Here is a 20,991-nt window from a genome sequence, read left to right on the forward strand (position 1 = left end):
TCGTTTTACCGGAAATGCGGGAGCGGCGATTTGCCACTTTTCAGTTATGTAGTCCGTCGCATTCTCCAGATGATCCCGACCGTGGTGTTCATCCTGGTCATCACCTTTGTCCTGATCCGGCTCCTGCCTGGCGATCCCGCCAGCGCCATGCTCGGCGACCGTGCCCTTGATGCCGACGTGATACGCATCAATGCGAGTCTCGGTCTGGATAAGCCGATCATCGTGCAGTTCTTCTATTTCGTCGAACGGGTCTTCACCGGCGATCTCGGCAATTCCATCACGCTGAAGCTGCCCGTCATGACATTGATCCTGCAGCGCCTGCCGGTGACGCTGATGCTGATCACCATGGCCGCTGTCATCGCACTGGTGCTTGCCGTGCCCCTCGCCTTTGTCGCCGCGCTGAAGCGCGAGCAGGCATCGGATGCGGCCATTCGCGGCGTTTTCCAGGTCGGCCTGTCGATGCCGGTGTTTTATATCGGCATCCTGCTGCTGACCCTGTTTGCCGCACACCTGAAGTGGTTCCCGGTCGGCGGCTTTGGCGACACGTTCGGCTCGAAGCTCTACCATCTGTTCCTGCCGGCGCTGACGCTGGCCGTCAGTCTGGCGGCGATCCTCATGCGCAACCTGCGTGCCGCCATCATCGGCGTCATCAATGCCGAATATGTCGATTTCGCCCGCGCCAAGGGCCTGCGCACCCGCATCATCCTGTTCCGCCATGTGCTTCGCAACGCGCTGATCTCGACCATCACGCTTTTCGGCCTGCAAATCGGTTCGCTGCTCGGCGGCGGCGTCATCACCGAAACGGTCTTCGCCGTACCCGGCGCCGGCCGGCTGATGATCGACAGCATCTACGGCCGTGATTATCCCGTCCTGCAGGGGCTCACCATCGCGCTCGCCATACTGGTGTCGCTGACCTTCCTTGTTACCGATATCGTTCAGGCCTGGCTCGATCCGAGGATTGCCCGATGAGTGCCGTCACCACCGAAACCGCCGCCTCGAGGAAGGCGCGTCAGCGCGCGCGAGCGCTACCGCGCACGCTGATTTCCGGCGGTATCATCCTTATCATCAGCACGGCCATTGCCTTCTTCCCGTCGTTGTTTGCGCCCTATGATCCAACTGCCTTCGATTACAATGCGCTCTTGAAGGGGCCGAGCTGGGCCCATCCCTTCGGCACCGACAGTTTCGGCCGCGACGTTCTTTCGCGCGTCATTCATGCCTATACGATCAATATGCAGATCGCGATTTTCGCCACTGTCGGACCCTTCATTTTCGGCACCCTGATCGGGGCGATTGTCGGTTATCTCGGCGGTGTCGCCGAGGCGATCTTTGGGCGTGTCGTCGATGCCGTCCTCACCTTCCCATTCTTGGTGCTGGTGATTGCCGTCGTCTCGGTACTCGGGCCGGGTCTCGGCAACATGTATATCGCGGTCGGCGTGGTCGGCTGGGTCTTCTATGCGCGATTGGTGGCGGCGGAAATCAAGGTTCAGAAACGGCTCGATTATGCCGATGCCGGCCGCGTCATGGGCTATACGCCGGCACGCATCATCTTCCGCCATCTCCTGCCCAACGCCATCACGCCGGCGATCGTCTATTGGATGACCGACATGGCGCTCGCTATCCTGCTCGGCTCCAGCCTCGGCTATCTCGGCCTTGGCGCCCAGCCGCCGGCGGCTGAATGGGGCGTGCTGATCGCCGACGGCAAGAACTACATGAACACCGCCTGGTGGATCTCGGTCTTCCCGGGCATTGCGATCGTGGTGACCGGGCTTGGCTTCAGCCTGCTGGGCGACGGCCTGGCCGAACTTCTAAGGGTGCGCCGATGACGACGGCAGCGAGCGAAAATGCAGGTCTCGTCGTCCGCGGCCTGACCACGACTTTCGATACGCCGCGCGGGCTGGCGATTGCCGCCGCCGATGTCGATTTCGACGTTGCGCCGGGCGAAGTGGTCGGCTTGGTCGGCGAATCCGGATCGGGCAAGAGCGTGACGCTGCGCTCGATCATGCGATTGATCCGCGAGCCAGGGCACGTGAGCGGCCGTGTCGAGTGGCGCGGTCGCGATCTCGTTGCCATGCCGGATGAAGAGCTTCGGCGCATCCGCGGCAGCGAGATCGCGATGATTTTCCAGGAACCGATGACGGCGCTCAATCCGGTGTTGCCGGTCGGTTTGCAGATAGAGGAAAACCTTATCGCGCACACCACGCTCAATCGTCGCGAGCGGCGGGCCCGCGCCCTGGAACTGATGAATATCGTCGGCATCCCGGCGGCCGAAAGCCGGCTCGACGAATATCCGCACCAGTTCTCCGGCGGCATGCGCCAGCGCGCCATGATCGCCATTGCGCTTGCCTGTTCGCCGAAACTCCTGCTTGCCGACGAGCCGACGACGGCGCTCGATGTGACGATCCAGGACCAGATCCTGAAGCTGCTTCTGGAGCTTCGAGACAATCTCGCGATGAGCGTCGTGCTCGTCACGCACGATCTCGGCGTCATTGCGGCGACTTGCGATCGCATGGCGGTGATGTATGCTGGGCGTATCGTCGAGACCGGCACGGTCGCCGATGTTTTTGCCCGTCCGCGCCACCCCTATACCCGCGGTCTGCTCGGCTCGGTACCCAGCGGCGGTGCGCCGCGCACCATGCTTTATTCGATCGACGGTACGCCGCCGAGCCTGACTGAACTACCGGTCGGCTGCGCTTTTCACCCGCGCTGCAAGTTTGCGACGGAGGAATGTCTTAAGACGAGGCCGCCGCTCAGCGGGGTCGCCGAAAGCCGTTTGGCGGCCTGCTTCCATCAGGACGATGTTGCGGCCATGGAGCCCATTTTATGAACACGGCTGACCCGATCATTTCCGTCGACGGCGTCACCAAGCGCTTTCCCGGCCCCCACTCTCTGATGCGCCGCATCTCGGGCAAGCCGCCGCTTGCAGTGCATGCGTTGAACAATGTCAGTCTCGATGTGTATCGCGGCGAAACGCTTGGCATCGTCGGCGAATCCGGCTGCGGCAAGTCCACCCTTGCGCGCTGTCTCGTGCGCCTGCTCGATCCCGATGAAGGCTCCATTCGTTTCGAGGGCAAGGACATCTCGCATCTGAAGGCCGCTGAGCGGCGCGGCTTCAACCGCCGCGTCCAGATGATCTTTCAGGACCCCTACAGCTCGCTCAATCCACGCATGACGGTGAAGCAGATCATCGGCGAAGCGCTGAGCGTCCATAAGATGCGCCCTTCCGCCGATATTCCCGCCCGCATTGCCGAGCTTCTGGAGCTCGTTCGCCTGCCGCAGGATTCGGCGGGCCGCTATCCGCATGAGTTTTCGGGCGGCCAGCGCCAGCGCATCGGCATTGCCCGCGCGCTTGCCGTGGAGCCCGATGTGATCGTCGCCGATGAACTGGTGTCGGCGCTCGACGTCTCGGTGCAGGCGCAGGTGGTCAATCTGCTTCTGCAATTGCAGGAGAAACTGCATCTAACGTTGATTTTCGTGGCGCATGACCTTCGTCTCGTGCGCCATATCTCGCATCGGGTGGCGGTGGTGTATCTCGGACAGGTGGTCGAGCTCAGCCCCGCCGAGGCTTTGTTCACCGCACCACGCCATCCCTATTCCAAGGCGCTGCTCGATGCGGCGCCTGAACTCGATCCGACGCGCCGCAGCAAGGCAGTCGCGGCGCGCGGCGAATTGCCGAGCCCGCTGAGCGTACCGCCGGGCTGTCCTTTTGCCAGCCGCTGCCCCTATGTCTTTGAGCGCTGCCGGATCGAAAGGCCCGCGCTGTCGCCGCGCGGCGCCGGCCAGCGGGCCGCCTGTCACCTGACCGACTTCGGCGCCGACAGCGCCGCTATCCCAATGGAAGGCATTCACTCATGAGCTTCGCGACCTTCGAAACGGAAATCGCCAAAGTCAACGACATCCTTTGCGCCGTGAACCTCCTGACTTGGGATTCACGCACGATGATGCCGCCTGATGGCGTCGAGGCGCGCGGCAAGCAGATCGCGACGCTCGTGGGTCTGGCGCGTGATCTAGCGACCGGCGACAAGGTGCAGCGGGCGATAGAAGCTGCCCGCGCCGAGCTTGGTGATGTTCCTGACAGCGATGTCCGCAAGATCGCAGTGGAGCAGGCATCGGCGGCGATCGCGACATTGGCGCGCATTCCGGCGCATCTGGTCGGAGCCGCAGCCGATCTCAAGACCCGCGCTCAGGCTGCCTGGGCCAAGGCGCGCGCTGCTGACGATTTTGCCGGCTTCGCACCGCTGCTCGAGCAGTCGATGGAAATGCAGCGCCAGATCGCAGGCGCCATCGGTTATGACGGACATCCTTATGATGCCTTGGTTTCCACCTATGAGCCCGGCATGACCTGGTCGCGATTGCGCGGTCTCTACGGCGACCTCAGGGACGCGCTGATCCCGCTCCTGGCCGCGGCCAGGCAGGCGCCGGTACGCAGTGACATTCTCGATCGCGCCTATCCGGTTGCCAGTCAAAGGGCCTTCTCCAGCAGTATATCCACGCGTTTCGGCTATGATTTCGGCCGCGGGCGGCTGGACGACACCGTGCATCCCTTCGAAATTTCCTTCACCCGGTCTGACGTGCGCATCACCGGCCGCTTCCGCGAGACCTGGCTGCCGGGCGGTCTCTTCGCCGTCTGGCACGAGGCGGGCCATGGCATCTACGAGCAAGGGATCGCTGAGGAGTTCTCGCGCTCGACCTTCACCACGGATTTCATCAATCTTTACGCGGTCGGCGGCACCAGCTTCGGCACCCATGAATCGCAATCGCGCCTCTGGGAAAACCGGGTCGGTCGTTCGCGCCGCTTTTGGGATCTGCATTTTGGCGAGCTGAAGGCGGCCTTCCCAAGCCAGCTCGAGGATGTCTCCGTCGAGGACTTCTGGCGGGCGGTGAATGCGGCAAGGCCGAGTTTCATCCGCGTCGAGGCCGACGAGCTGACCTATGACTTCCACATCATGCTGCGCTCGGAAATCGAGGCGGGTCTGATCGCCGGAGAAATCCGCGTTGCAGACCTGCCGGCAATCTGGCGAGACAAGATCAAATCCTATCTTGGTCTCGACGTGCCGAGCAACACGCTAGGTGTCCTGCAGGACGTGCACTGGTCGTCGGGCATGGTCGGCTCCTTCCCGACCTATACGATCGGCAACATCATGTCCTCGCAGTTCTTCGCCGCTGCCCGCAAGAATGCGGCGGTCGAGAAGGGCCTCGATGACGGTAACTATATGCCGCTGAAGACCTGGCTGAACGACAATGTTCACCGGCACGGCCGCTCGAAGAGCCCGAGCGAAATCCTGATCGAAGCGACCGGTTCCGATCTTTCGGCGGCTGCCTATATCGCCGATCTGACGAAGAAGGTGGCGGAGTTGACAGCTTAGGCCAGAGAGCGGCCTCGGTGACGCTGGTAAAATGCGTGTCATGTCCGCAGCTTGCTTTTGACAGCCGATGATTGCTGTCTCTAGAGTAGCCCCGATTATGGGAGCCGGTCGGAGGTTGACTGGCCGTGAGGAACAGGGCGGAGCGATATGAGCCAGTATGAAATTCTCGACCAGCGCTTCAAGGCGCTGATCAACGGTTCTGCGAAATTGGAGCAGCTTTGGACCGGTGGGCGTTGGACTGAAGGTCCGGTTTATGTGCCGGCTGCGCGCCATGTGGTGTGGTCCGATATCCCGAACGACCGCATCCTGCGTTATGACGAGGCAACGGGTGCGGCTGGTGTCTTCGAAAGCCCCGTTGGCTATCACAATGGCCATACGCTCGATTTCCAGGGGCGGATCATCGCCTGCGAGCATGGCCGCCGGCGTGTCAGCCGGCTCGATCATGACGGCCGCTGGCGGCCGCTTGCTGAGCAATTCGAGGGCAAACGGCTGAATTCGCCGAACGATGTGGTGGTGAAATCGGACGGCTCGATCTGGTTCACCGATCCGACCTACGGGATCGACAGCGATTATGAGGGCTTTGCTGCCCCGTCTGAAATCAATGCATCGAATGTCTACCGCATCGATCCTGCCGACGGCTCGGTGACGCTGGTCGCCCGCGACCGCGTCAAGCCGAACGGCCTCGCCTTTTCGCCTGATGAGAGCGTGCTCTACGTCTCGGACACCGGCGGCTCGCATGTGCCCGGCCTGCCGCCGACGATAACGGCCTATCCCGTCAATCCGGATGGGCGTAGTGTCGGCGAGGGCCGGGTCTTCGCCACCTGCGAAGTTGGCGTGTTCGACGGCCTCCGCGTCGATCGCCATGGCAATATCTTTGCTTCCAGCGGCGATTCCGTCCGGGTCTACGCGCCGGATGGGACGTTGATCGGCCGCATTCTCGTTCCCGAAGTCATATCGAACCTCTGCTTCGGCGGCCCGAAGCGCAACCGGCTCTACATCACCGCCACGACTTCGCTTTACGCAATCTACGTGAACAGCGGCCCTGCTGAGCCGGCTAATCGTCTCGATTAGGCTTTCAGAGCGGTCTTGCGATGCGCCTGCGGATCGGGGATCGGCACCGCGGCCATCAGCGCCTGCGTGTAGGGATCTCGCGGGTGCTCGAAGACCTCGCGGCGCGTGCCGGCCTCGACGATCTTGCCGTAGCGCATGACCGCGACCTTGTGCGACATGCGTTCGACCACCGCCATGTCGTGCGAGATGAAGAGGTAGGCAAGACCCATGGTTTCCTGCAATTCCAGGAGTAGGTCGAGGACACGGGCGCGCACCGAAACGTCGAGGGCGGCCACGCTTTCGTCAGCAACGATCAGCTTCGGTTCCAACGCCAAGGCGCGGGCGATGCAGATGCGTTGGCGCTGGCCGCCGGAGAATTCGTGCGGATAACGTGTCGCCGCGTCCGGCGTCAGGCCGACACGGGCAAGCAGCGCCGCCACACGGTCCTGCCGCTCGGATTTGTTGCCGATACCGTGGATGACCATGGGTTCGGCGATGGCTGTGCCCACCGCCATGCGCGGGTCGAGCGAGGCATAGGGGTCTTGAAAGATCATTTGCGCCGAGCGGCGCACCGGCTGCATGGCGCGATGGCTGAGCCCGCCGATGGCGCGGCCTTCGATCGTGACGTCGCCGGCAAAGGGGATGAGCCCGAGCACGGCCTTGCCGGTGGTCGATTTGCCCGATCCGCTTTCGCCGACAAGGCCAAGCGTTTCACCGGGCAAGATATCGAAGGAAACGTCATCCACGGCCGGTGCCGGCATCTTGCCCTTCAGAAGCCACCTACTGCCCTGGCTGCCGTAGGTGACGTTGAGATTGCGGACGTTGAGCACCGGCGTGTGGCCCGGCCGCAAGGTCTCCACCTTGTGCTGCGTCACGTGCGGCGGGCCGTCGGTGCCGGCATGGGCACCGAGGCGCGGAACGGCTGCGAGCAATTGCTGCGTATAGGGCTGTTTCGGACGGCCGAAGATCGACAGGGCATCACCGTCTTCGACGATCCTGCCGTTCTGCATGATCACGACGCGATCGGCCATCTCAGCGACGACGCCCATGTCATGAGTGATGAGAATGATCGAGGTGCCGAATTCCTGCTTCAGCTCGCGCATCAGTTTGAGAATCTGTGCCTGGACGGTCACGTCGAGCGCCGTCGTCGGTTCGTCGGCGATCAGCACTTTCGGCCGGCAGGACAGCGCCATGGCGATCATCACGCGCTGGCGCATGCCGCCGGAAAGCTCGTGCGGATATTGCGAAAGGCGCCGGCCCGGCTCGGTGATCTGAACCGCCTCCAGCATCTGCCTTGCAATCGCCTCGGCGGCATTGCCTTCAGTGCCCTGATGTTCGCGGATTGCTTCGGTGAGCTGCGCGCCGATCGACATCACCGGGTTGAGCGAGGTCATCGGCTCCTGGAAAACCATGGCGATGTCGCCGCCGCGCACGCTGCGCATCGCCTTGTTGGAGAGCTTCACCAGATCGCGGTCGCCGAGCAGGATGGAACCCGAGGCAATCTGCAGCGACGCCTTTGGCAAAAGCCCCATGATCGCGAGCGAAGTCACGGACTTTCCCGACCCGGATTCGCCCGCGATACAGAGCGTCTCGCCGGCAGCCAGTTCGAAGCCGATATCGTCGAGTACCCGCCGCCGCCCTTCGGGCGTGCGCGCGTCGACGGAAAGATTTCGAACCGAAAGCACCGGCGGGGCGGCGGGGGCAGATTGCATCACGCGAACACGATCCTCGGGAAATAGAAGGAGACGACCCAGTTCGGGGCATCGACGATTTCGCTGATCCGTAGATCGCCGCAGACCGAGCAGAGCAGATAGGCATCGGTGGCGCTCATACCGTGCTCGGCGCCGAGCAGGTCGATCATCCGCATCAGGGCTTCGCGCGCCCCGGTCATCAGGTCGGGACCGATGCCGGTGGTGACTTCGTAGCCGGCGCCGTCGAGATGGCGGGTGACGGGCTCGGTGGTGGTGAAGCGCGGGCTCTTCAGGCGGGCGTCCTTGACGAGCTCCAGCGTTGCTTCGACTTCCATCTGACTTTCGATCGCCGTGCCGCAGACTTCACCATCGCCTTGGGCGGCGTGGGTATCACCGATCGAAAACAGAGCGCCTTCGACTTCGACAGGAAGATAGAGCGTGACGCCGGCGGTGAGGTCGCGGATATCCATGTTGCCCCCGACACGACGCGGCGGCACGACGGAGTGCAGGCCGGGCTCGGCAGGCGCCAGGCCGATCGTGCCGGCGAAGGGCTTCAGGGGCACACGGCCGCCAGGGCCGTAGAGGGCAGGGGCCATGCTGCCGGCATCATAGGACCAGATATGGAGCGCCGGTTCCTTGAACTGATCGGCGAGCAGGCCGAAGCCCGGAATATTGGCGGTCCAGCCGTGGCCTGACGGCACAAAGCGGCGGATCGTCACCTTCAGCGCATCGCCCGGCTCGGCACCTTCGATATAGACCGGACCGGAGACAGGATTGATCCGACCGAAATCCAGATTGGCAAGCGATTGCATCGTCGCATCCTTGCCGAGCTGGCCGCCGGAGGAATCGAGGCATTCGAAATGGATGGTCTCGCCGGACTTGGCGACAAGCGCCGGCTCAAAATCGCGGTTCCAGCCGAAATGATGCTGCGCGCGGTGGATGGTATGGGTGCAAACGATGCACATGGTCTGTCTCTCCGGGGGGATTGGGCTTCCCCGACCGTCGGGGCATGATCCTGTCCAAAAACGCTGCGCAATTTTTAGGGTCATGCTCTAGCCGGGGAAGCTTGCCGATTTGGCGGCTTATTTCTTGATGTAGACGGCTTCGTAATCGATGACGCGAGTCGGATCGATGTAGATTTCGTCCGGGCCGCCCATGCGCTTCGACTTGGCGACGACGCGGCGCTCGTTGAAGACCGGGATCCAGGGTGCATCCTTTTCCTGGACTTCCGTGAAGATCTTCTTCCAGGCTTCAGCACGCTCGGCAGCCTTTGCGGGCACCGGCATGGCGTCCGCGGCCTGGGCACGCGGCTCGATCGCCTGATTGCAGTACCATGACCAGTTCCAGCCGCCTGCAACGGCACTGCCGCAGGAAAGGATCGGTCCGTAGAAGTCGGAGGGATCCGGGAAGTCGGCGATCCAGCCGAGGCCGCCCGACCAGACCATCGGCGCCTGGCCCTTGGTGCCGCCGGCGGCGATCACGTTGGGATTGGCGAGCGCCTTAAGCTCGACCTTGACGCCGATTGCCGCGAGGTCCTGCTGAATCGCCTGTGCGATACGCGGCTGCGGATCGGTGTTGGAGGTGTAGAGCGTCGTCGAGAAGCCGTCCTTCAGGCCGGCTTCGGCAAGAAGCGCCTTGGCCTTGGCGGCATCATAGGCATAGCCCTTATAGTCCTTGTCGTAACCGGCCATCATTGGCGGAAGCACCTGGTTTGCAGGTGTGGCGCGGCCGTTGATGATACGGACGATGCGATCCTTGTTGATCGCCATGTTGACGGCCTGGCGTACCTTGGCGTTGTCAAAGGGCGCTACCTGGGTATTGAGCGTCACGTAGCTGGTTTCGAGCTGCTGGCGATCGACGATCATGCCTTCGAACTCGGGCGACTTCTTCATTTCAAGGAATTTCGCCGGCGGAATGCCGTCGCCGGCGATATCGACTTCGCCCTTCTGCAGACGGAGCAGCGCCACCAGCGGCTCCTGACCGATTTCAACGGTGTAGCCGTCGATATGCGGGCGATCCTTGATGAAATAATCGGGGTTCTTTGCGAAGACCAGGCGCTGGCCGACGGTCCATTCCTTGAGGATGAAGGCGCCCGAACCAACCGGCTTCTTGCCGAAGTCGCCGCCTGCCGCTTCGACGGCTTCCTTCGGCACGACCGAGGCGAAGTTGAGCGCAAGCACATTGAGGAAGGTGGCGTCGGGCTGAACGAGGGAGATCTGGACGGTATGGTCGTCGATGACCTTGATGCCGTCGAGCGCCTGGGCGGTGCCTGCCGTCATCGCGTCCGCGCCGACGATCGAGTGGAAGAAGCCGGCGCCCGGGCTCTGCGTCTTCGGATTGACAGCGCGCTCGATCGAATATTTCACGTCGGCGGCGGTGACTGCGCGACCATTGGTGAACTTGGCGTCGGTTCGCAGCTTGAACGCATAGGTCTTGCCATCCGGCGAAACATCATAGCTTTCGGCAAGCGACGGCTTCAGCTCGGTCGTGCCGGGCGTATAGTCGACCAGGCGCGAGAACAGCGCGTTGATCATCGACCAGTTCTGCCAGTCGTAGCCGATCGCCGGGTCGAGGGTGGCGATGTCATCCTTGTAGGTGACGGTGATGGTGCCGCTGTTACTCGGCTCATCGGCGGCATGGGCCGTGATCGCCGGCACGAGGGAACTGGTGGCGAGCATGGCGGCCAAAGCCGCCCGCCGCAGGAAAGTCTTGGTCATGAAAAGAACTCCTCTGTTGGTTTTGCTTGGTTATTGCGCGCGGATGCGCGGGTCGATGAAGGGGGCAATGAAGTCGGCGACGAGATTGCCGAGGACGATGGCTAGCGCCGAGGTCAGCGTCACGCCCATGATGATCGGGATGTCGACCTGCTGGATCGCTTGCCAGGCGAGCTGGCCGATGCCGGGCCAGCCATAGACCGCCTCGACCACCACAACGCCGCTCATGAACTGGCCGATATCGATGCCGATCATGGCGATGATCGGCAGGATTGCGTTGGGCAGCACGTGGCGGAAGATGATGCGTGTCGAGGACAGGCCCTTGGCACGTGCGGTGCGGACGTAATCATGGTTCAGCACGTCGATCATCGCCGAGCGCACCATGCGGGCATACCAGCCGGCACCGAGCACGCCGAGCGTCAATGCCGGCAGCACGACATGGCGCGCCGTGCCGAAGCCGGACATCGGGAACCAGCCGAGCGTGGCGGCGAAAATATAGAGCAGCAGCAGCGCCACGACGAATTGCGGTGACGAGACGCCGACGAAGGAGAGCATCATCACCGTACGGTCGACGAGGCCGCCGCGTTTGATGGCGGCAATGATGCCGAAGGTGAGGCCGAGGGCGACTTCGACGACGATCCCGGCCGCCATCAGGATGATCGTCGCCGGCAGGCGCGCCTGGATCAGCGGCAGAACGGCGGTCTTCTGCGTGTAGGAGCGGCCGAGATCGCCATGCAGCAGCGCGTCGAGATAATGCAGGAACTGGATGATCAGCGGCTGGTCGAGGCCGAGCTCATGGCGAATGCCGGCGACCATCTGCGGGGTGGCGCTACGCCCCGCGATCAACACGGCAGGATCGGCCGGCAGCGCATAGAGCAGCAGGAAAGTGATTGCCGCCACGCCGAGGAGAATGAGCACGGTCTGCACCAGGCGGCGGATGATGAGAAAGAACATTCAGCCTCTCCCCCGCTGCGTCGGATCGAGAATGTCGCGTAGTGCGTCGCCGACGAGGTTGAAGGAGAGGGCGGTGAGGAGGATGATCGCGCCGGGGATGAAGACGAGCCAGGGCGCGTCCGGGAAATAGCTTTGGCTTTCGAAAATGATGTTGCCCCAGGAGGGTTGCGGCGGCTGCACGCCGATGCCGAGGAAGGAGAGGGTCGCCTCCAACAGCACGGTAGTGGCTATGCCGAGCGTACCCCAGACGATCGCCGTCGGCATCAGATGCGGCAGGATATGCCGGACGAGGATGCGGAAATGACCGGCGCCGAGCGAGCGCTCCGCCATGATGAAGTCGCGCTCCACCAGGCCGCGGGTCTCGGTATAGACGATGCGGGCGACCTGCACCCAATTGACCAGCGCAATCACCATGGCGACGATCCACAGGCTCGGCTTCAGAAGGGCGGCGAGCACGATGGCGAGCAGCAGCGCTGGGAAGGCCATCATCAGGTCGGTGAAGCGCATCATCAGATTGCCGATGATGCCGCGCAAATAGCCGGCGACGATGCCGACGAACAGGCCGATCGCCACGGCGACGCCGTTGGCGACAAGGCCAATGACCAACGACGTCCGAGCGCCGAAGAGGAGACGGGAGAACAGGTCGCGGCCGAGCGTGTCCGTGCCGAGCAGGAAGTGACCGTCCGGCGGCAGCGGAGCGCCCTCCATCGACAGACCATCGAACATCTGGTCATCTGGGCTGAAAGGGGCGATCCAGGGGGCGGCGATTGCCATCACCACGACAACAATGACGACCGCAAGCCCGAACAGCGCCGCAGGCTGGCGCAGCATAGCCTTGATCACATGCATCAGCTTGCCTCCGGCAAGGGTTCGGCACCGCCGACAATGAAAGCCGAAAGCTGCTCCATCGGCAGGCGACGGCGCATGGCGCAATTGCGCAGGATGGCGTAGGCGCGTTCCTCATCCAGGCCACGCGCTGCCATCAGCTTCTGGACGGCGGCATGAACGAGCGGGCGCAACCGCACGCGCTCTTCGAGATATTGCAGCTTCTCGGCGACCGCCTTGCGCTCCTCATGGATGGTGATTGCCATGACCAAGGCGGGATAGACGGCCGATGTGCTGACCGGTTTGGCGATGATTGCGCCGGCGCCCTGTTCCAGGGCCCAGGCGATGCGGCCGGGCGCCTCCGAACCCAGCAGCGCCACGACCGGCAACGGCGGATTGCCGCCATTCCAGGGCAGGAGGTCGTCCCAACCCTGGTCGGCATCGACGATGATCATGTCCGGCAGCTCATGCGCACCGATCGGTTCCCAACGCAAGGACGTGCGCAGGCCGAGCAACTTCAGCTGACGGATGAGTCGTTCGGTATTGCTATCTTCCCGATGCAGGATCGCGGCGTGCCAGCCGGTGAAGTTCGGCGTCTTTCTCATGACACCACCTTCAGCTTCGGTGATTTCAGGACGCGGCGACCGGTGAGATAGGGATCGGCGGCAAGCGCTGGCCGCGAGGCGATGACGTCGAAGCCGTTGCCGCTGTTGATGCGGCCGAGATGGAAAGGAAGAGCGGCGTGATTGGTCTCGGGATCGATCGCCAGCGGCCCAAGCAGCGTCGGCCAGGTGGTGGCATGAAGCTGTCGGCGCACGGCCTGCGGCTCGTCGCTCCCGGCGGCAAGGATTGCCTCGATGCAGAGTTTGACGGCGGTATAGGCACCGGCAAAGACGCTGGAGACGCGGCGGTCGGCGCCATAATGCGTCGCGACGCGAGCCTTGAAGGTGAGATTGTCCGATGTGCCGATCGTGTCGAAATAGGAGGCGGCGCAGAGTTGGCCAACGGCCGCGCCGGCGGCGATGTCCTCCAGCTCGCATTCCATCAGGTCGCAGCTCACGACAGGGCAATTTTCCGGCCGGAAGGCGGGATCGCGGTCGCCGAGCAGCTTGATCGCTTCCAGAAAGGCATAGCTCGACGGGCCGATGAGATTGTTGAGGATGAAGCTCGGGCGGCGGCTCTCAATATCGGCGACGATGCGCTCGACGGCGGTTTCCTCGAGCGGCAGGTAGCGCTCGCCGAGCACCTCGCCGCCGGCATTGGTGATGAGTTCGCGGGCAAGCCGGTTCATCTCCCAGCCCCAGACATAGTTGGCGCCGACGAGATAGGGGCGTTTGCCGAATCGCGGAATCAGGTGCTCGAAGAGCGGCAGCAGATGCTGGTTGGGGCAGCCGCCGACATAGATGACATTTTCGTTGGCCTCGAAGCCCTCATAGGGGCACATGTACCAGAGCAGGCCGTCATGCTTTTCGACAAGGGGAATGACTTCCTTGCGCGCCGCCGAGGTGATCGTGCCAATGATGTGGCGGCAGCCGGCATTGCGCAGTATGTGTTTCGCACCTTCGAGATAGGCTGCCATGTCCGCATGCGGATCGACAAAAGTCGGTTCTATGGCCAGCCCACCGCCGGCCGCGAACTCCTCGATGGCGAATTCCGCGCCGCCGCGCGCATCACGACCCATCGAGCCATAGGGCCCAGAGGTGGAAAAGAGGATACCGATCTTCAGTGCGTCGTTCATCTCTTGGCCAAAAACGAAAAACCCCACGACGCTGATCCCATCGGCGATGGGGCGTCATGGGGCGAAACTGCCCAGCGACTGTTAAAGTCATGTAATTGCAGATAACTTCTGCCTAATCTGCGGGCTTGAGTAAAATACAGGCAACTTCGTTTTGTCAAGCCTTATTAGCGATGATCACCGTACACAGCGGCTTTTGTTGAGCCGCCGATTAGCAGCTCTGGATACCCGGACGGCAGCGCGGCTCATTGCCGTTTCCTCTGACTTATGGGGAAGCTCGATGGATCGTCGCTCCATGGGTTAAAAACTGCCGCGCCTGTATGGTTTACGTCCGCAATGTTGCGGGTAACGAGAAAGAGATCAAACTCTATGGCGGTGGCAGCCAACATTGTATCGATGACCGACGGAAAGTGTTTCGTCTGACGTTTGATCGTTCCGGAAATCATACCCCATCGCCGAATGACAGGATTACCGACAGGCACAATTCGATCAGCAAAGCGCTCCAACAACATGTCGCGGGAAGCCAGATGGCGAGAGCGATCCGGATGGTCATCCGGGAGATTGTAAATACCTTTGTCGTACTCAGCGATGGTGAGAATGCTGATGAAAAAGCTGTCCTCGGGCTGACTGCGAGCCCATTCTCTTACAGAGGGTGCTCCATTTCGATTGAGCAGCGATGAAACGACATTTGTATCGAGTAGCCAGCCGATCAAAGCTCGACATCCCTGCCGCTATCGTTTTCACGTTCCACATTCAGTTCGGAAAGGCTGAGGCTTTCCATGAACTCGACGAAGGGCAACCTGGGCTTGGCTGGCGCCAATCGGTCGTAGTCCTCGACACTCATGATCACGACAGCCTCACGCCCACGAACGCTCACGCGCTGGGGGCCTTCGTCGCGGGCATGCCGGACGAGCTCGCTGAATCGTGCCTTGGCCGTCTCCAGGCTCCATCGGCCACTCTGGTGAAAGCCGGCCTTCTCGCGCTTGGGGGGGTGTCTGTTTTGCTTACTCATAGCTTCTACCTAGTCAGATAGTCAGTAGATAGCCTATTCGCAAGCAGTTTGCTAACGAATTCGCCAATCACGGCCTGCCAAAGCGGCCTGGCCCTCGCTCCGAGCCCTGCCCGAAGTCTCGCTCCGGTCCCTGCTCGATGGCGGAGAAGGGGCGGGCCTCGTTTTGTTGCGGCGGCACGTCGAGATAGGTCATGATGTTGTCGACGTGGCTGACCTGCGAGCGCAAGCTGTCCAGTGACTTGCCGGTGAGGTTGGTGCCGGCCGGCAACTGGGCTGTCAGTGGGTTCTCATAGCGACCGTTGACGCGCAGTTCGTAGTAGAGATGCGGACCGGTGGAATAGCCGGTGGAGCCGACATAGGCGATGACCTGGCCCTGGGTGACGCGCTCACCGACATGCAGGTCCGACGGTGTCGAGGAAATATGGGCATAGGTGGTTTCATAGCCACCGTCATGGCGAATGCGGACATACTTGCCGTAGCCCGTTTCCCAGGAAATCTTTTCGACGATGCCATCGCCAGCGGCCATGATGGGGCTGCCCATCGGCGCGCGGAAATCGACGCCGTTGTGGAATTTCCGGACACCGAGGATCGGATGGACGCGCCAGGCGAAGCCGTCGCCGAGCGTGCCGTTTGGTACGGGACGGTGAGTCAAGACCTTGGCGACCGAGTGGCCGCCCTCATCATAGAATTCGGAGGCGCCGTCGCCGCCTTCTTTGTGCAGATAGAAGCGGTGCGTGTCGCCATCGGTGTGGAACTCGATGAACATCAGTTCGCTTTTACCGTTGTCGGCCTTGCGGAACAGCAGATCGACGCTGTCGGGCGAATCGTCGCCACCGGTCAGTGAAATGCCGTTGGCCTTGGCCAGCTTGACGAGTTGGGCGGCGCATTCGTCGGAAAGGCCGGCTTTCTTCAGCCTGGCGCTGATAGTCGGTTGATCGTTTCTCTCGATGCCTTTGAGGTCAACGGCGGCCACTTCTGAGGAGGAAGGTGCCTCGGCCTGGCTCTCGCTATAGAGCGTGGAAAACAGTCGGTCGTCGGTGAGCGGCACGAAGCCGTCGGAATCGTCGCGGGCGACAATGCGTTCCGGTGTTTTCTCGCCGCTGAGGCGGGCCATGATCAGTTTTGGCTGCGCGTCGGCGGTCTTTTTCTCCAGTAGCAGTTCCAGGCTGTCGCCGGGTGAAACCGTATCGGTTTCCAAGGCGCGCTGCAGCTCGTCGCCAGCGTCCTCGTCGAGCCCGGCGGAGGCGAGGATATCCTGTAGGTCCTGCCGGTCCTTCGGCATGGAAACCAGTCTCTTGAATTCGCGGCCGGGTTCGCCCGTGGTCGCTTTCGAAACGCTGACGTTCAGCGGCACGCCGCGGGCGGGGAATCGCGAACGCCGGACCGAGTCGTAACGATTGGCGTGCGGATAGATGCCCTGGCGGATGTCCGCGAGCGAAGGCGGCGAGAAGAGACCGGCTTCCGATTGCGCATCGCCGCCATAGGCCGCATTGATGGCCGTCGCGTCGTCGCCGCCCGCGGACGGATCGGTGTCCTCGGCTTTAAAGACCAGCGTCGTGCGGTGATAGGTGAAAATGCGCGTTTCGCCACTCGAGGTCTTTTCCGCCACCTGGGCAAAACGAGCGCCGTCGAAACGCGGTTTCGTGGCAAGCCGGTTGCCCTTGGGCAAGGCCGGCTGCGACCGGATGAGCTGCGCTGCGTGCACTGGCACGGCCTGTTCGATCGTGTGGCGGGCAAGCAGCGGATAAAGGATGGTGGCGAGTAGGCCGAAGGAGGCGGTGCCCGCGAGGCCGATGGCGATCAGATGGCGAAGATGGGCGGATCGGGGCAGAAAAGGAATATGAAATTCGTGATGTGGCCGCGCCTGAATCGCAGCCTCTGCAGGAAATTGGACGCGCAATGGACTTTCGGCCATGAATTGAGGAACCCTGCAGAACTGCGGTGGGCCCAAACTAGGGCAAATCATGGCAAAATCTGGGCAAATATTACGAACCTGTTAATTACCGTGATCTTCCGCGCGTGCAGATTCGCGCTTTACGGGTGATTCGTCAACCGAGGAGAGTGTCGTAAAGCAGCTTGAAATTCAGCGCCAGAATGAGGCCCGCAACCAGCCATGAGAGGACGGCAACGCTCCTTGAAATGGTGAATCTGCCCATTTTTCCGCGATCCGTGACAAATTGGACCAGCGGGATCACCGCAAAGGGCAATTGCATGGAGAGCACGACCTGGCTCAGCACGAGCAGATCCGCGGTGCCTTTTTCACCATAAAATGCAGTAACGAAAACAACTGGAATAATTGCGAGGCCGCGCGTCAAAAGCCGCCTTGCCCAGTGCGGAATACGCAGGCGGAGGAAACCTTCCATAACGATCTGCCCTGCGAGCGTCGCAGTTACGGTGGAGTTGAGGCCGGAAGCAAGGAGAGCCACGGCAAACAGCGTCGAGGCAATACCGAGGCCAAGCAGCGGCGAGAGCAGTTTGAAGGCCTGGCCGATTTCGGCGACATCGGAGTGTCCGCTATCGTGGAATGCGACGGCTGCGACGATCAGGATCGACGCGTTGACGAAAAGCGCCAGCATCAAGGCAATCGTGCTGTCGGCCGTCGCCCATCTGATAGCATCCTTGCGGCCCACGTCGGTGCGTTTATAGGCACGGGTCTGCACGATGGATGAATGCAGGTAGAGATTATGCGGCATGACCGTCGCGCCGATGATACCCATGGCGATGTAGAGCATCTCGTGATTGGTGACGATCTCAGACGACGGAATGAAGCCCTTCAGGACGGCCGCGGCCGGAGGAGCGGCGGCGGCGATCTGGATGGCGAAACAGACCGCGATCACGATCAGAAGCGCGATGACGAAGGCTTCTAGGAAGCGGAAGCCCTTGTTCATCAGGAGCAGAAGCAGGAATGCGTCGAGCGCGGTGATCAGCGCGCCGCCGATCAACGGGATGCCAAAGAGCAATTGCAGCGCGATCGCCGTACCGATGACCTCGGCGAGATCGCAGGCGATGATGGCGAGTTCGCAGGCAAACCACAGGGCCAGATTGACCGGTCTTGAGTAGTGGTCCCGACAGGCCTGCGCCAGATCGCGGCCAGTGACAATGCCTAGCCGGGCGGCAAGCGCCTGTAACAGGATCGCCATCAGGTTCGACAGCATGATGACCGAAAGTAGCGTATAGCCGAATTGAGCGCCGCCGGCGAGATCGGTCGCCCAGTTGCCGGGATCCATATAGCCGACGGAGATCATATAGCCTGGGCCGAGGAAGGCGATCAGCCGGCGGACCCAGCTGCCGGCATGCGGAACGTGAACCGTGCCGTTGACTTCCGGAAGGCTCGGCCGCGCATCCTCATCGGCGCGGGCAAATTTCCACGCGCGGGGTGCGGCTGCTTCCTGAATTTGCGTCATGCGGGGCTCCGGGATCGAATTACGATATAACTAAAGAAATATGCTCGATATCAACATTATGCAATAGGCTATATTTTATAGTTGCGGCGTTGTGTTGCGATGTCGCCCCGAAATCATCATCCGCTTTCAAGATTGAAGCCCGTGCTATAAAGGTTAAAATGGCTTTATCCGTGCCTCCAAAGCGCATCGCGATCTCTGGGATTCGCTCCTTGCGCTTTAGGCCCTTGATTTGCGCCTGTCGTTATCGCAAAACCGCTGCGCATTTTTTGCGCGACATGCATTGGGGAGCCGTACGCATTGCCAAAGAAAAGACTGTCAATTCATCGCGACGAACCGCTCCCGGATGCCGAGACGCATTCGGAGGGTTTTCGGCATACGCGGGAGGCCACGCGCGGCGCTCTGGTGGAAGATTATGTCGAGCTGATCGCGGATCTCATCGATGACGGCAATGAGGCGCGGCAGGTGGATATTGCAGCCAGGCTCGGTGTATCGCAGCCAACGGTCGCCAAGATGCTGGCACGGCTTTGCGAAGACGGGCTTGTGTCGCGGCGGCCCTATCGCGGAGTTTTCCTTACGGATGCGGGCAACAATATTGCCCAGGAAATCCGTGCTCGCCACCAGACTGTCGAAGCGTTCCTGCGCTGGCTTGGCGTCAGCCCCGAGACGGCGCGGATCGACGCCGAGGGTATGGAACATCATGTCAGCGCCGAAACACTGAAGGCCTTCCGTCGCACAATGCAGCGCGACGGATGATCCTGAGGGCTCGAGAACTCTATTCCGCGGCGGTGTCGTGCTTGGAAATGGAGTCGCGTACCACGCCGTATTGGCTGCCCCAGCGGTCGGTCATCTCAGAGCGGATATCCCAGAGATCGGGGAAGAAGCGATGGTGGGTGCCGGCCTGCAACAACTCCACCGGCCGACCCTTGAGGGATTTCGAGCCGAGCCCGATCGAGCGCTGGATCAGATAGATGTGGTTGGCGCGGAATTTCTGGAAGAGTTCGTCGAACTCCGCCAGCGCCTCGGCCACGACATAGCTGTCGCCGTGATCGTATTTGCCGTCATAGACATCCTCGACCGTCAGACCCGGCTTGTCGAGGTAGTGAGCCTTGAAGGCACGCCAGAGATCCGGCGGCATGCGCAGCAGGAACTTGAAACCGGGTGATTCCTGGCCGCTGCCATTGCCGAGCTGCAGGCGAATCTGCTGATATTCCTTCGGCGACATGGTTTCGAGCAGATCAAGCTGCGCCGTCATCATCCGCATCAGCCGATGCACGCGGCCCATCAGGGTCACGACGCGATGTGTATTGTTCTCTTCGATGAAGCCGATCACATCGACCAATGTGTAGGCGATGAGCTTCATCCAGAGCTCTTCGATCTGATGGACGATCTGGAACTGCAATTCGTCGCCGTTGACCATCTCGCTCAACGGCTTCTGACAGGCGAGCAGCTTGTCGCATTGCAGGTAAACGCCGTAGTCGCGCAATTCTGGCGCCTCAATACGCGCGTAATAGTCTTCTTTCTGCATCTTCGTTCCCTTTATCCCGGCTTTCGGCCGCTGGCATGTTTGCCCTCATTGAAGGATACGAAATTTCTGCTTGAACATTGTTCCTAATTGTCATCCAAAATCGGGAACCGGGAGTACGATCGGCCTTAATTTTGACATTGGAGAGAACGGTGGACTTGGATGCGCTCGATCACAAAATCATCTCCGCCCTGGAAGCCGACGCCCGCATCTCCTTTGCCGCGCTCGCCGAACTCGTCGGGCTCAGCAAGACCCCGTGCTGGAAGCGGGTGAAGGCACTGGAAGAGGCGGGTGTGATCAGGGGTTACCGGACGATCCTCGATCCGGCGCAGCTCGGCTTCGGTCTTGAAGCCTTCGTGCAGGTGTCGATCGATGTCGAGCTTTTCGAGGCGTTCGAGGCGGCCGTGCGGCGCCATCCGCTGATCTGGCGCTGCCACGCGACGACGGGGGAGGCCGACTATCTCCTGCACATACTGGCTGCCGACATGGCCGCCTTAGATCGGTTGCTGCGCCAGGAACTGAACCGGCTGCCCGGTGTGCGGCATACGATGACATCGATGTCGACGCGGGAGATCAAGTCGGACATCTCGTTTGCCGACGCGGCACGGCATATAGGCAACGGCCGCTAGAGCGCTTCATGTTTTGTTTGAAGCATATCCAGCATTGACAAGATAATTGGTGCACTCGTCTGGACCGATGGTCTGGACGAGTGAGCCGAGAT

Annotated in this window: 20 protein-coding genes; 8 read left to right on the top strand and 12 right to left on the bottom strand. The window is 61.7% G+C overall.

Annotated features, from left to right (window positions below; all coding sequences use genetic code 11):
* The first annotated feature begins 30 nt into the window (after positions 1–30).
* The 6 genes from PY649_RS22985 (at position 31) to PY649_RS23010 (ending at position 6,434) form a co-directional block, all read left to right on the top strand.
* The gene (locus PY649_RS22985) at positions 31–969 is read left to right on the top strand and encodes an ABC transporter permease (RefSeq protein WP_285871048.1); all 939 of its coding nucleotides are present in this window, start codon (positions 31–33) and stop codon (positions 967–969) included.
* On the top strand, positions 966–1,823 hold the full coding sequence (locus tag PY649_RS22990; RefSeq protein WP_285871049.1) for an ABC transporter permease: 858 nt from the start codon (positions 966–968) through the stop codon (positions 1,821–1,823). The genes PY649_RS22985 and PY649_RS22990 overlap by 4 nt, the downstream gene beginning before the upstream one ends.
* Positions 1,820–2,824, top strand: a complete 1,005-nt coding sequence (locus PY649_RS22995) for an ABC transporter ATP-binding protein (RefSeq protein WP_285871050.1) — start codon at positions 1,820–1,822, stop codon at positions 2,822–2,824. The genes PY649_RS22990 and PY649_RS22995 overlap by 4 nt, the downstream gene beginning before the upstream one ends.
* Positions 2,821–3,852 (top strand): ABC transporter ATP-binding protein, encoded by a 1,032-nt coding sequence (locus PY649_RS23000; RefSeq protein WP_285871051.1) that lies wholly within the window; start codon positions 2,821–2,823, stop codon positions 3,850–3,852. Before PY649_RS22995 ends, PY649_RS23000 begins: the two co-directional genes overlap by 4 nt.
* Entirely contained in the window at positions 3,849–5,363 is a 1,515-nt protein-coding gene (locus PY649_RS23005; RefSeq protein WP_285871052.1) for a gluzincin family metallopeptidase, read from the top strand. Before PY649_RS23000 ends, PY649_RS23005 begins: the two co-directional genes overlap by 4 nt.
* Before the next feature lie 147 nt (positions 5,364–5,510).
* The gene (locus PY649_RS23010; RefSeq protein WP_285871054.1) at positions 5,511–6,434 is read left to right on the top strand and encodes an SMP-30/gluconolactonase/LRE family protein; all 924 of its coding nucleotides are present in this window, start codon (positions 5,511–5,513) and stop codon (positions 6,432–6,434) included.
* Here PY649_RS23010 and PY649_RS23015 read toward each other — a convergent pair.
* The 11 genes from PY649_RS23015 to PY649_RS23065 form a co-directional block, all read right to left on the bottom strand.
* A complete protein-coding gene (locus PY649_RS23015) occupies positions 6,431–8,125 on the bottom strand; it encodes an ABC transporter ATP-binding protein (protein WP_432761392.1) in 1,695 nt (564 codons plus the stop codon). The genes PY649_RS23010 and PY649_RS23015 overlap by 4 nt on opposite strands.
* The gene (locus tag PY649_RS23020) at positions 8,125–9,069 is read right to left on the bottom strand and encodes an acetamidase/formamidase family protein (protein WP_285871056.1); all 945 of its coding nucleotides are present in this window, start codon (positions 9,067–9,069) and stop codon (positions 8,125–8,127) included. Before PY649_RS23020 ends, PY649_RS23015 begins: the two co-directional genes overlap by 1 nt.
* Positions 9,070–9,186: 117 nt before the next feature.
* The gene (locus PY649_RS23025; RefSeq protein WP_285871057.1) at positions 9,187–10,821 is read right to left on the bottom strand and encodes an ABC transporter substrate-binding protein; all 1,635 of its coding nucleotides are present in this window, start codon (positions 10,819–10,821) and stop codon (positions 9,187–9,189) included.
* 30 nt (positions 10,822–10,851) lie between these two features.
* Complete coding sequence (locus tag PY649_RS23030; RefSeq protein ID WP_285871058.1) at positions 10,852–11,772, bottom strand: ABC transporter permease; 921 nt, start codon at positions 11,770–11,772, stop codon at positions 10,852–10,854.
* Positions 11,773–12,621, bottom strand: a complete 849-nt coding sequence (locus tag PY649_RS23035) for an ABC transporter permease (protein WP_285871059.1) — start codon at positions 12,619–12,621, stop codon at positions 11,773–11,775.
* Entirely contained in the window at positions 12,621–13,202 is a 582-nt protein-coding gene (locus tag PY649_RS23040) for an ANTAR domain-containing response regulator (RefSeq protein ID WP_285871060.1), read from the bottom strand. The genes PY649_RS23035 and PY649_RS23040 overlap by 1 nt, the downstream gene beginning before the upstream one ends.
* Positions 13,199–14,335 carry a transporter substrate-binding protein gene (locus PY649_RS23045; RefSeq protein WP_285871061.1) on the bottom strand — a complete coding sequence of 379 codons (1,137 nt, stop codon included), beginning with the start codon at positions 14,333–14,335 and terminating at the stop codon, positions 13,199–13,201. The genes PY649_RS23040 and PY649_RS23045 overlap by 4 nt, the downstream gene beginning before the upstream one ends.
* A gap of 242 nt (positions 14,336–14,577) precedes the next feature.
* Complete coding sequence (locus PY649_RS23050; RefSeq protein ID WP_285871062.1) at positions 14,578–15,045, bottom strand: type II toxin-antitoxin system VapC family toxin; 468 nt, start codon at positions 15,043–15,045, stop codon at positions 14,578–14,580.
* Positions 15,042–15,344, bottom strand: coding sequence for a type II toxin-antitoxin system Phd/YefM family antitoxin (locus PY649_RS23055; protein ID WP_285871063.1), 303 nt, complete (start codon positions 15,342–15,344; stop codon positions 15,042–15,044). Before PY649_RS23055 ends, PY649_RS23050 begins: the two co-directional genes overlap by 4 nt.
* Positions 15,345–15,411: 67 nt before the next feature.
* Positions 15,412–17,259, bottom strand: a complete 1,848-nt coding sequence (locus PY649_RS23060; protein WP_285871064.1) for a M23 family metallopeptidase — start codon at positions 17,257–17,259, stop codon at positions 15,412–15,414.
* A 133-nt stretch (positions 17,260–17,392) separates the two neighbouring features.
* Positions 17,393–18,748 carry an Nramp family divalent metal transporter gene (locus PY649_RS23065; RefSeq protein ID WP_285871065.1) on the bottom strand — a complete coding sequence of 452 codons (1,356 nt, stop codon included), beginning with the start codon at positions 18,746–18,748 and terminating at the stop codon, positions 17,393–17,395.
* A gap of 297 nt (positions 18,749–19,045) precedes the next feature.
* On the opposite strand from PY649_RS23065, the gene mntR reads away from it, so the two are divergent.
* Complete coding sequence (gene mntR / locus PY649_RS23070; protein WP_285871066.1) at positions 19,046–19,501, top strand: manganese-binding transcriptional regulator MntR; 456 nt, start codon at positions 19,046–19,048, stop codon at positions 19,499–19,501.
* A 19-nt stretch (positions 19,502–19,520) separates the two neighbouring features.
* Here mntR and PY649_RS23075 read toward each other — a convergent pair whose 3' ends face one another.
* A complete protein-coding gene (locus PY649_RS23075; RefSeq protein ID WP_285871067.1) occupies positions 19,521–20,273 on the bottom strand; it encodes a tryptophan 2,3-dioxygenase family protein in 753 nt (250 codons plus the stop codon).
* A gap of 149 nt (positions 20,274–20,422) precedes the next feature.
* Here PY649_RS23075 and PY649_RS23080 point away from each other — a divergent pair, with 149 nt between their 5' ends.
* Complete coding sequence (locus tag PY649_RS23080; RefSeq protein ID WP_285871068.1) at positions 20,423–20,899, top strand: Lrp/AsnC family transcriptional regulator; 477 nt, start codon at positions 20,423–20,425, stop codon at positions 20,897–20,899.
* The last annotated feature ends 92 nt before the right edge of the window (positions 20,900–20,991 follow it).

Source organism: Rhizobium mayense (genome assembly GCF_030272705.1).
Taxonomy (GTDB): domain Bacteria; phylum Pseudomonadota; class Alphaproteobacteria; order Rhizobiales; family Rhizobiaceae; genus Rhizobium; species Rhizobium mayense.

What these genes read in the sequence shown, in the direction of transcription:
- PY649_RS22990 (WP_285871049.1), top strand. Translation starts at nt 966, where the DNA reads ATGAGTGCCGTCACCACCGAAACCGCCGCCTCGAGGAAGGCGCGTCAG.
- PY649_RS22995 (WP_285871050.1), top strand. Translation starts at nt 1,820, where the DNA reads ATGACGACGGCAGCGAGCGAAAATGCAGGTCTCGTCGTCCGCGGCCTG.
- PY649_RS23000 (WP_285871051.1), top strand. Translation starts at nt 2,821, where the DNA reads ATGAACACGGCTGACCCGATCATTTCCGTCGACGGCGTCACCAAGCGC.
- PY649_RS23005 (WP_285871052.1), top strand. Translation starts at nt 3,849, where the DNA reads ATGAGCTTCGCGACCTTCGAAACGGAAATCGCCAAAGTCAACGACATC.
- PY649_RS23010 (WP_285871054.1), top strand. Translation starts at nt 5,511, where the DNA reads ATGAGCCAGTATGAAATTCTCGACCAGCGCTTCAAGGCGCTGATCAAC.
- PY649_RS23015 (WP_432761392.1), bottom strand. Translation starts at nt 8,125, where the DNA reads ATGCAATCTGCCCCCGCCGCCCCGCCGGTGCTTTCGGTTCGAAATCTT.
- PY649_RS23020 (WP_285871056.1), bottom strand. Translation starts at nt 9,069, where the DNA reads ATGTGCATCGTTTGCACCCATACCATCCACCGCGCGCAGCATCATTTC.
- PY649_RS23025 (WP_285871057.1), bottom strand. Translation starts at nt 10,821, where the DNA reads ATGACCAAGACTTTCCTGCGGCGGGCGGCTTTGGCCGCCATGCTCGCC.
- PY649_RS23030 (WP_285871058.1), bottom strand. Translation starts at nt 11,772, where the DNA reads ATGTTCTTTCTCATCATCCGCCGCCTGGTGCAGACCGTGCTCATTCTC.
- PY649_RS23035 (WP_285871059.1), bottom strand. Translation starts at nt 12,621, where the DNA reads ATGCATGTGATCAAGGCTATGCTGCGCCAGCCTGCGGCGCTGTTCGGG.
- PY649_RS23040 (WP_285871060.1), bottom strand. Translation starts at nt 13,202, where the DNA reads ATGAGAAAGACGCCGAACTTCACCGGCTGGCACGCCGCGATCCTGCAT.
- PY649_RS23045 (WP_285871061.1), bottom strand. Translation starts at nt 14,335, where the DNA reads ATGAACGACGCACTGAAGATCGGTATCCTCTTTTCCACCTCTGGGCCC.
- PY649_RS23055 (WP_285871063.1), bottom strand. Translation starts at nt 15,344, where the DNA reads ATGAGTAAGCAAAACAGACACCCCCCCAAGCGCGAGAAGGCCGGCTTT.
- PY649_RS23060 (WP_285871064.1), bottom strand. Translation starts at nt 17,259, where the DNA reads ATGGCCGAAAGTCCATTGCGCGTCCAATTTCCTGCAGAGGCTGCGATT.
- PY649_RS23065 (WP_285871065.1), bottom strand. Translation starts at nt 18,748, where the DNA reads ATGACGCAAATTCAGGAAGCAGCCGCACCCCGCGCGTGGAAATTTGCC.
- PY649_RS23075 (WP_285871067.1), bottom strand. Translation starts at nt 20,273, where the DNA reads ATGCAGAAAGAAGACTATTACGCGCGTATTGAGGCGCCAGAATTGCGC.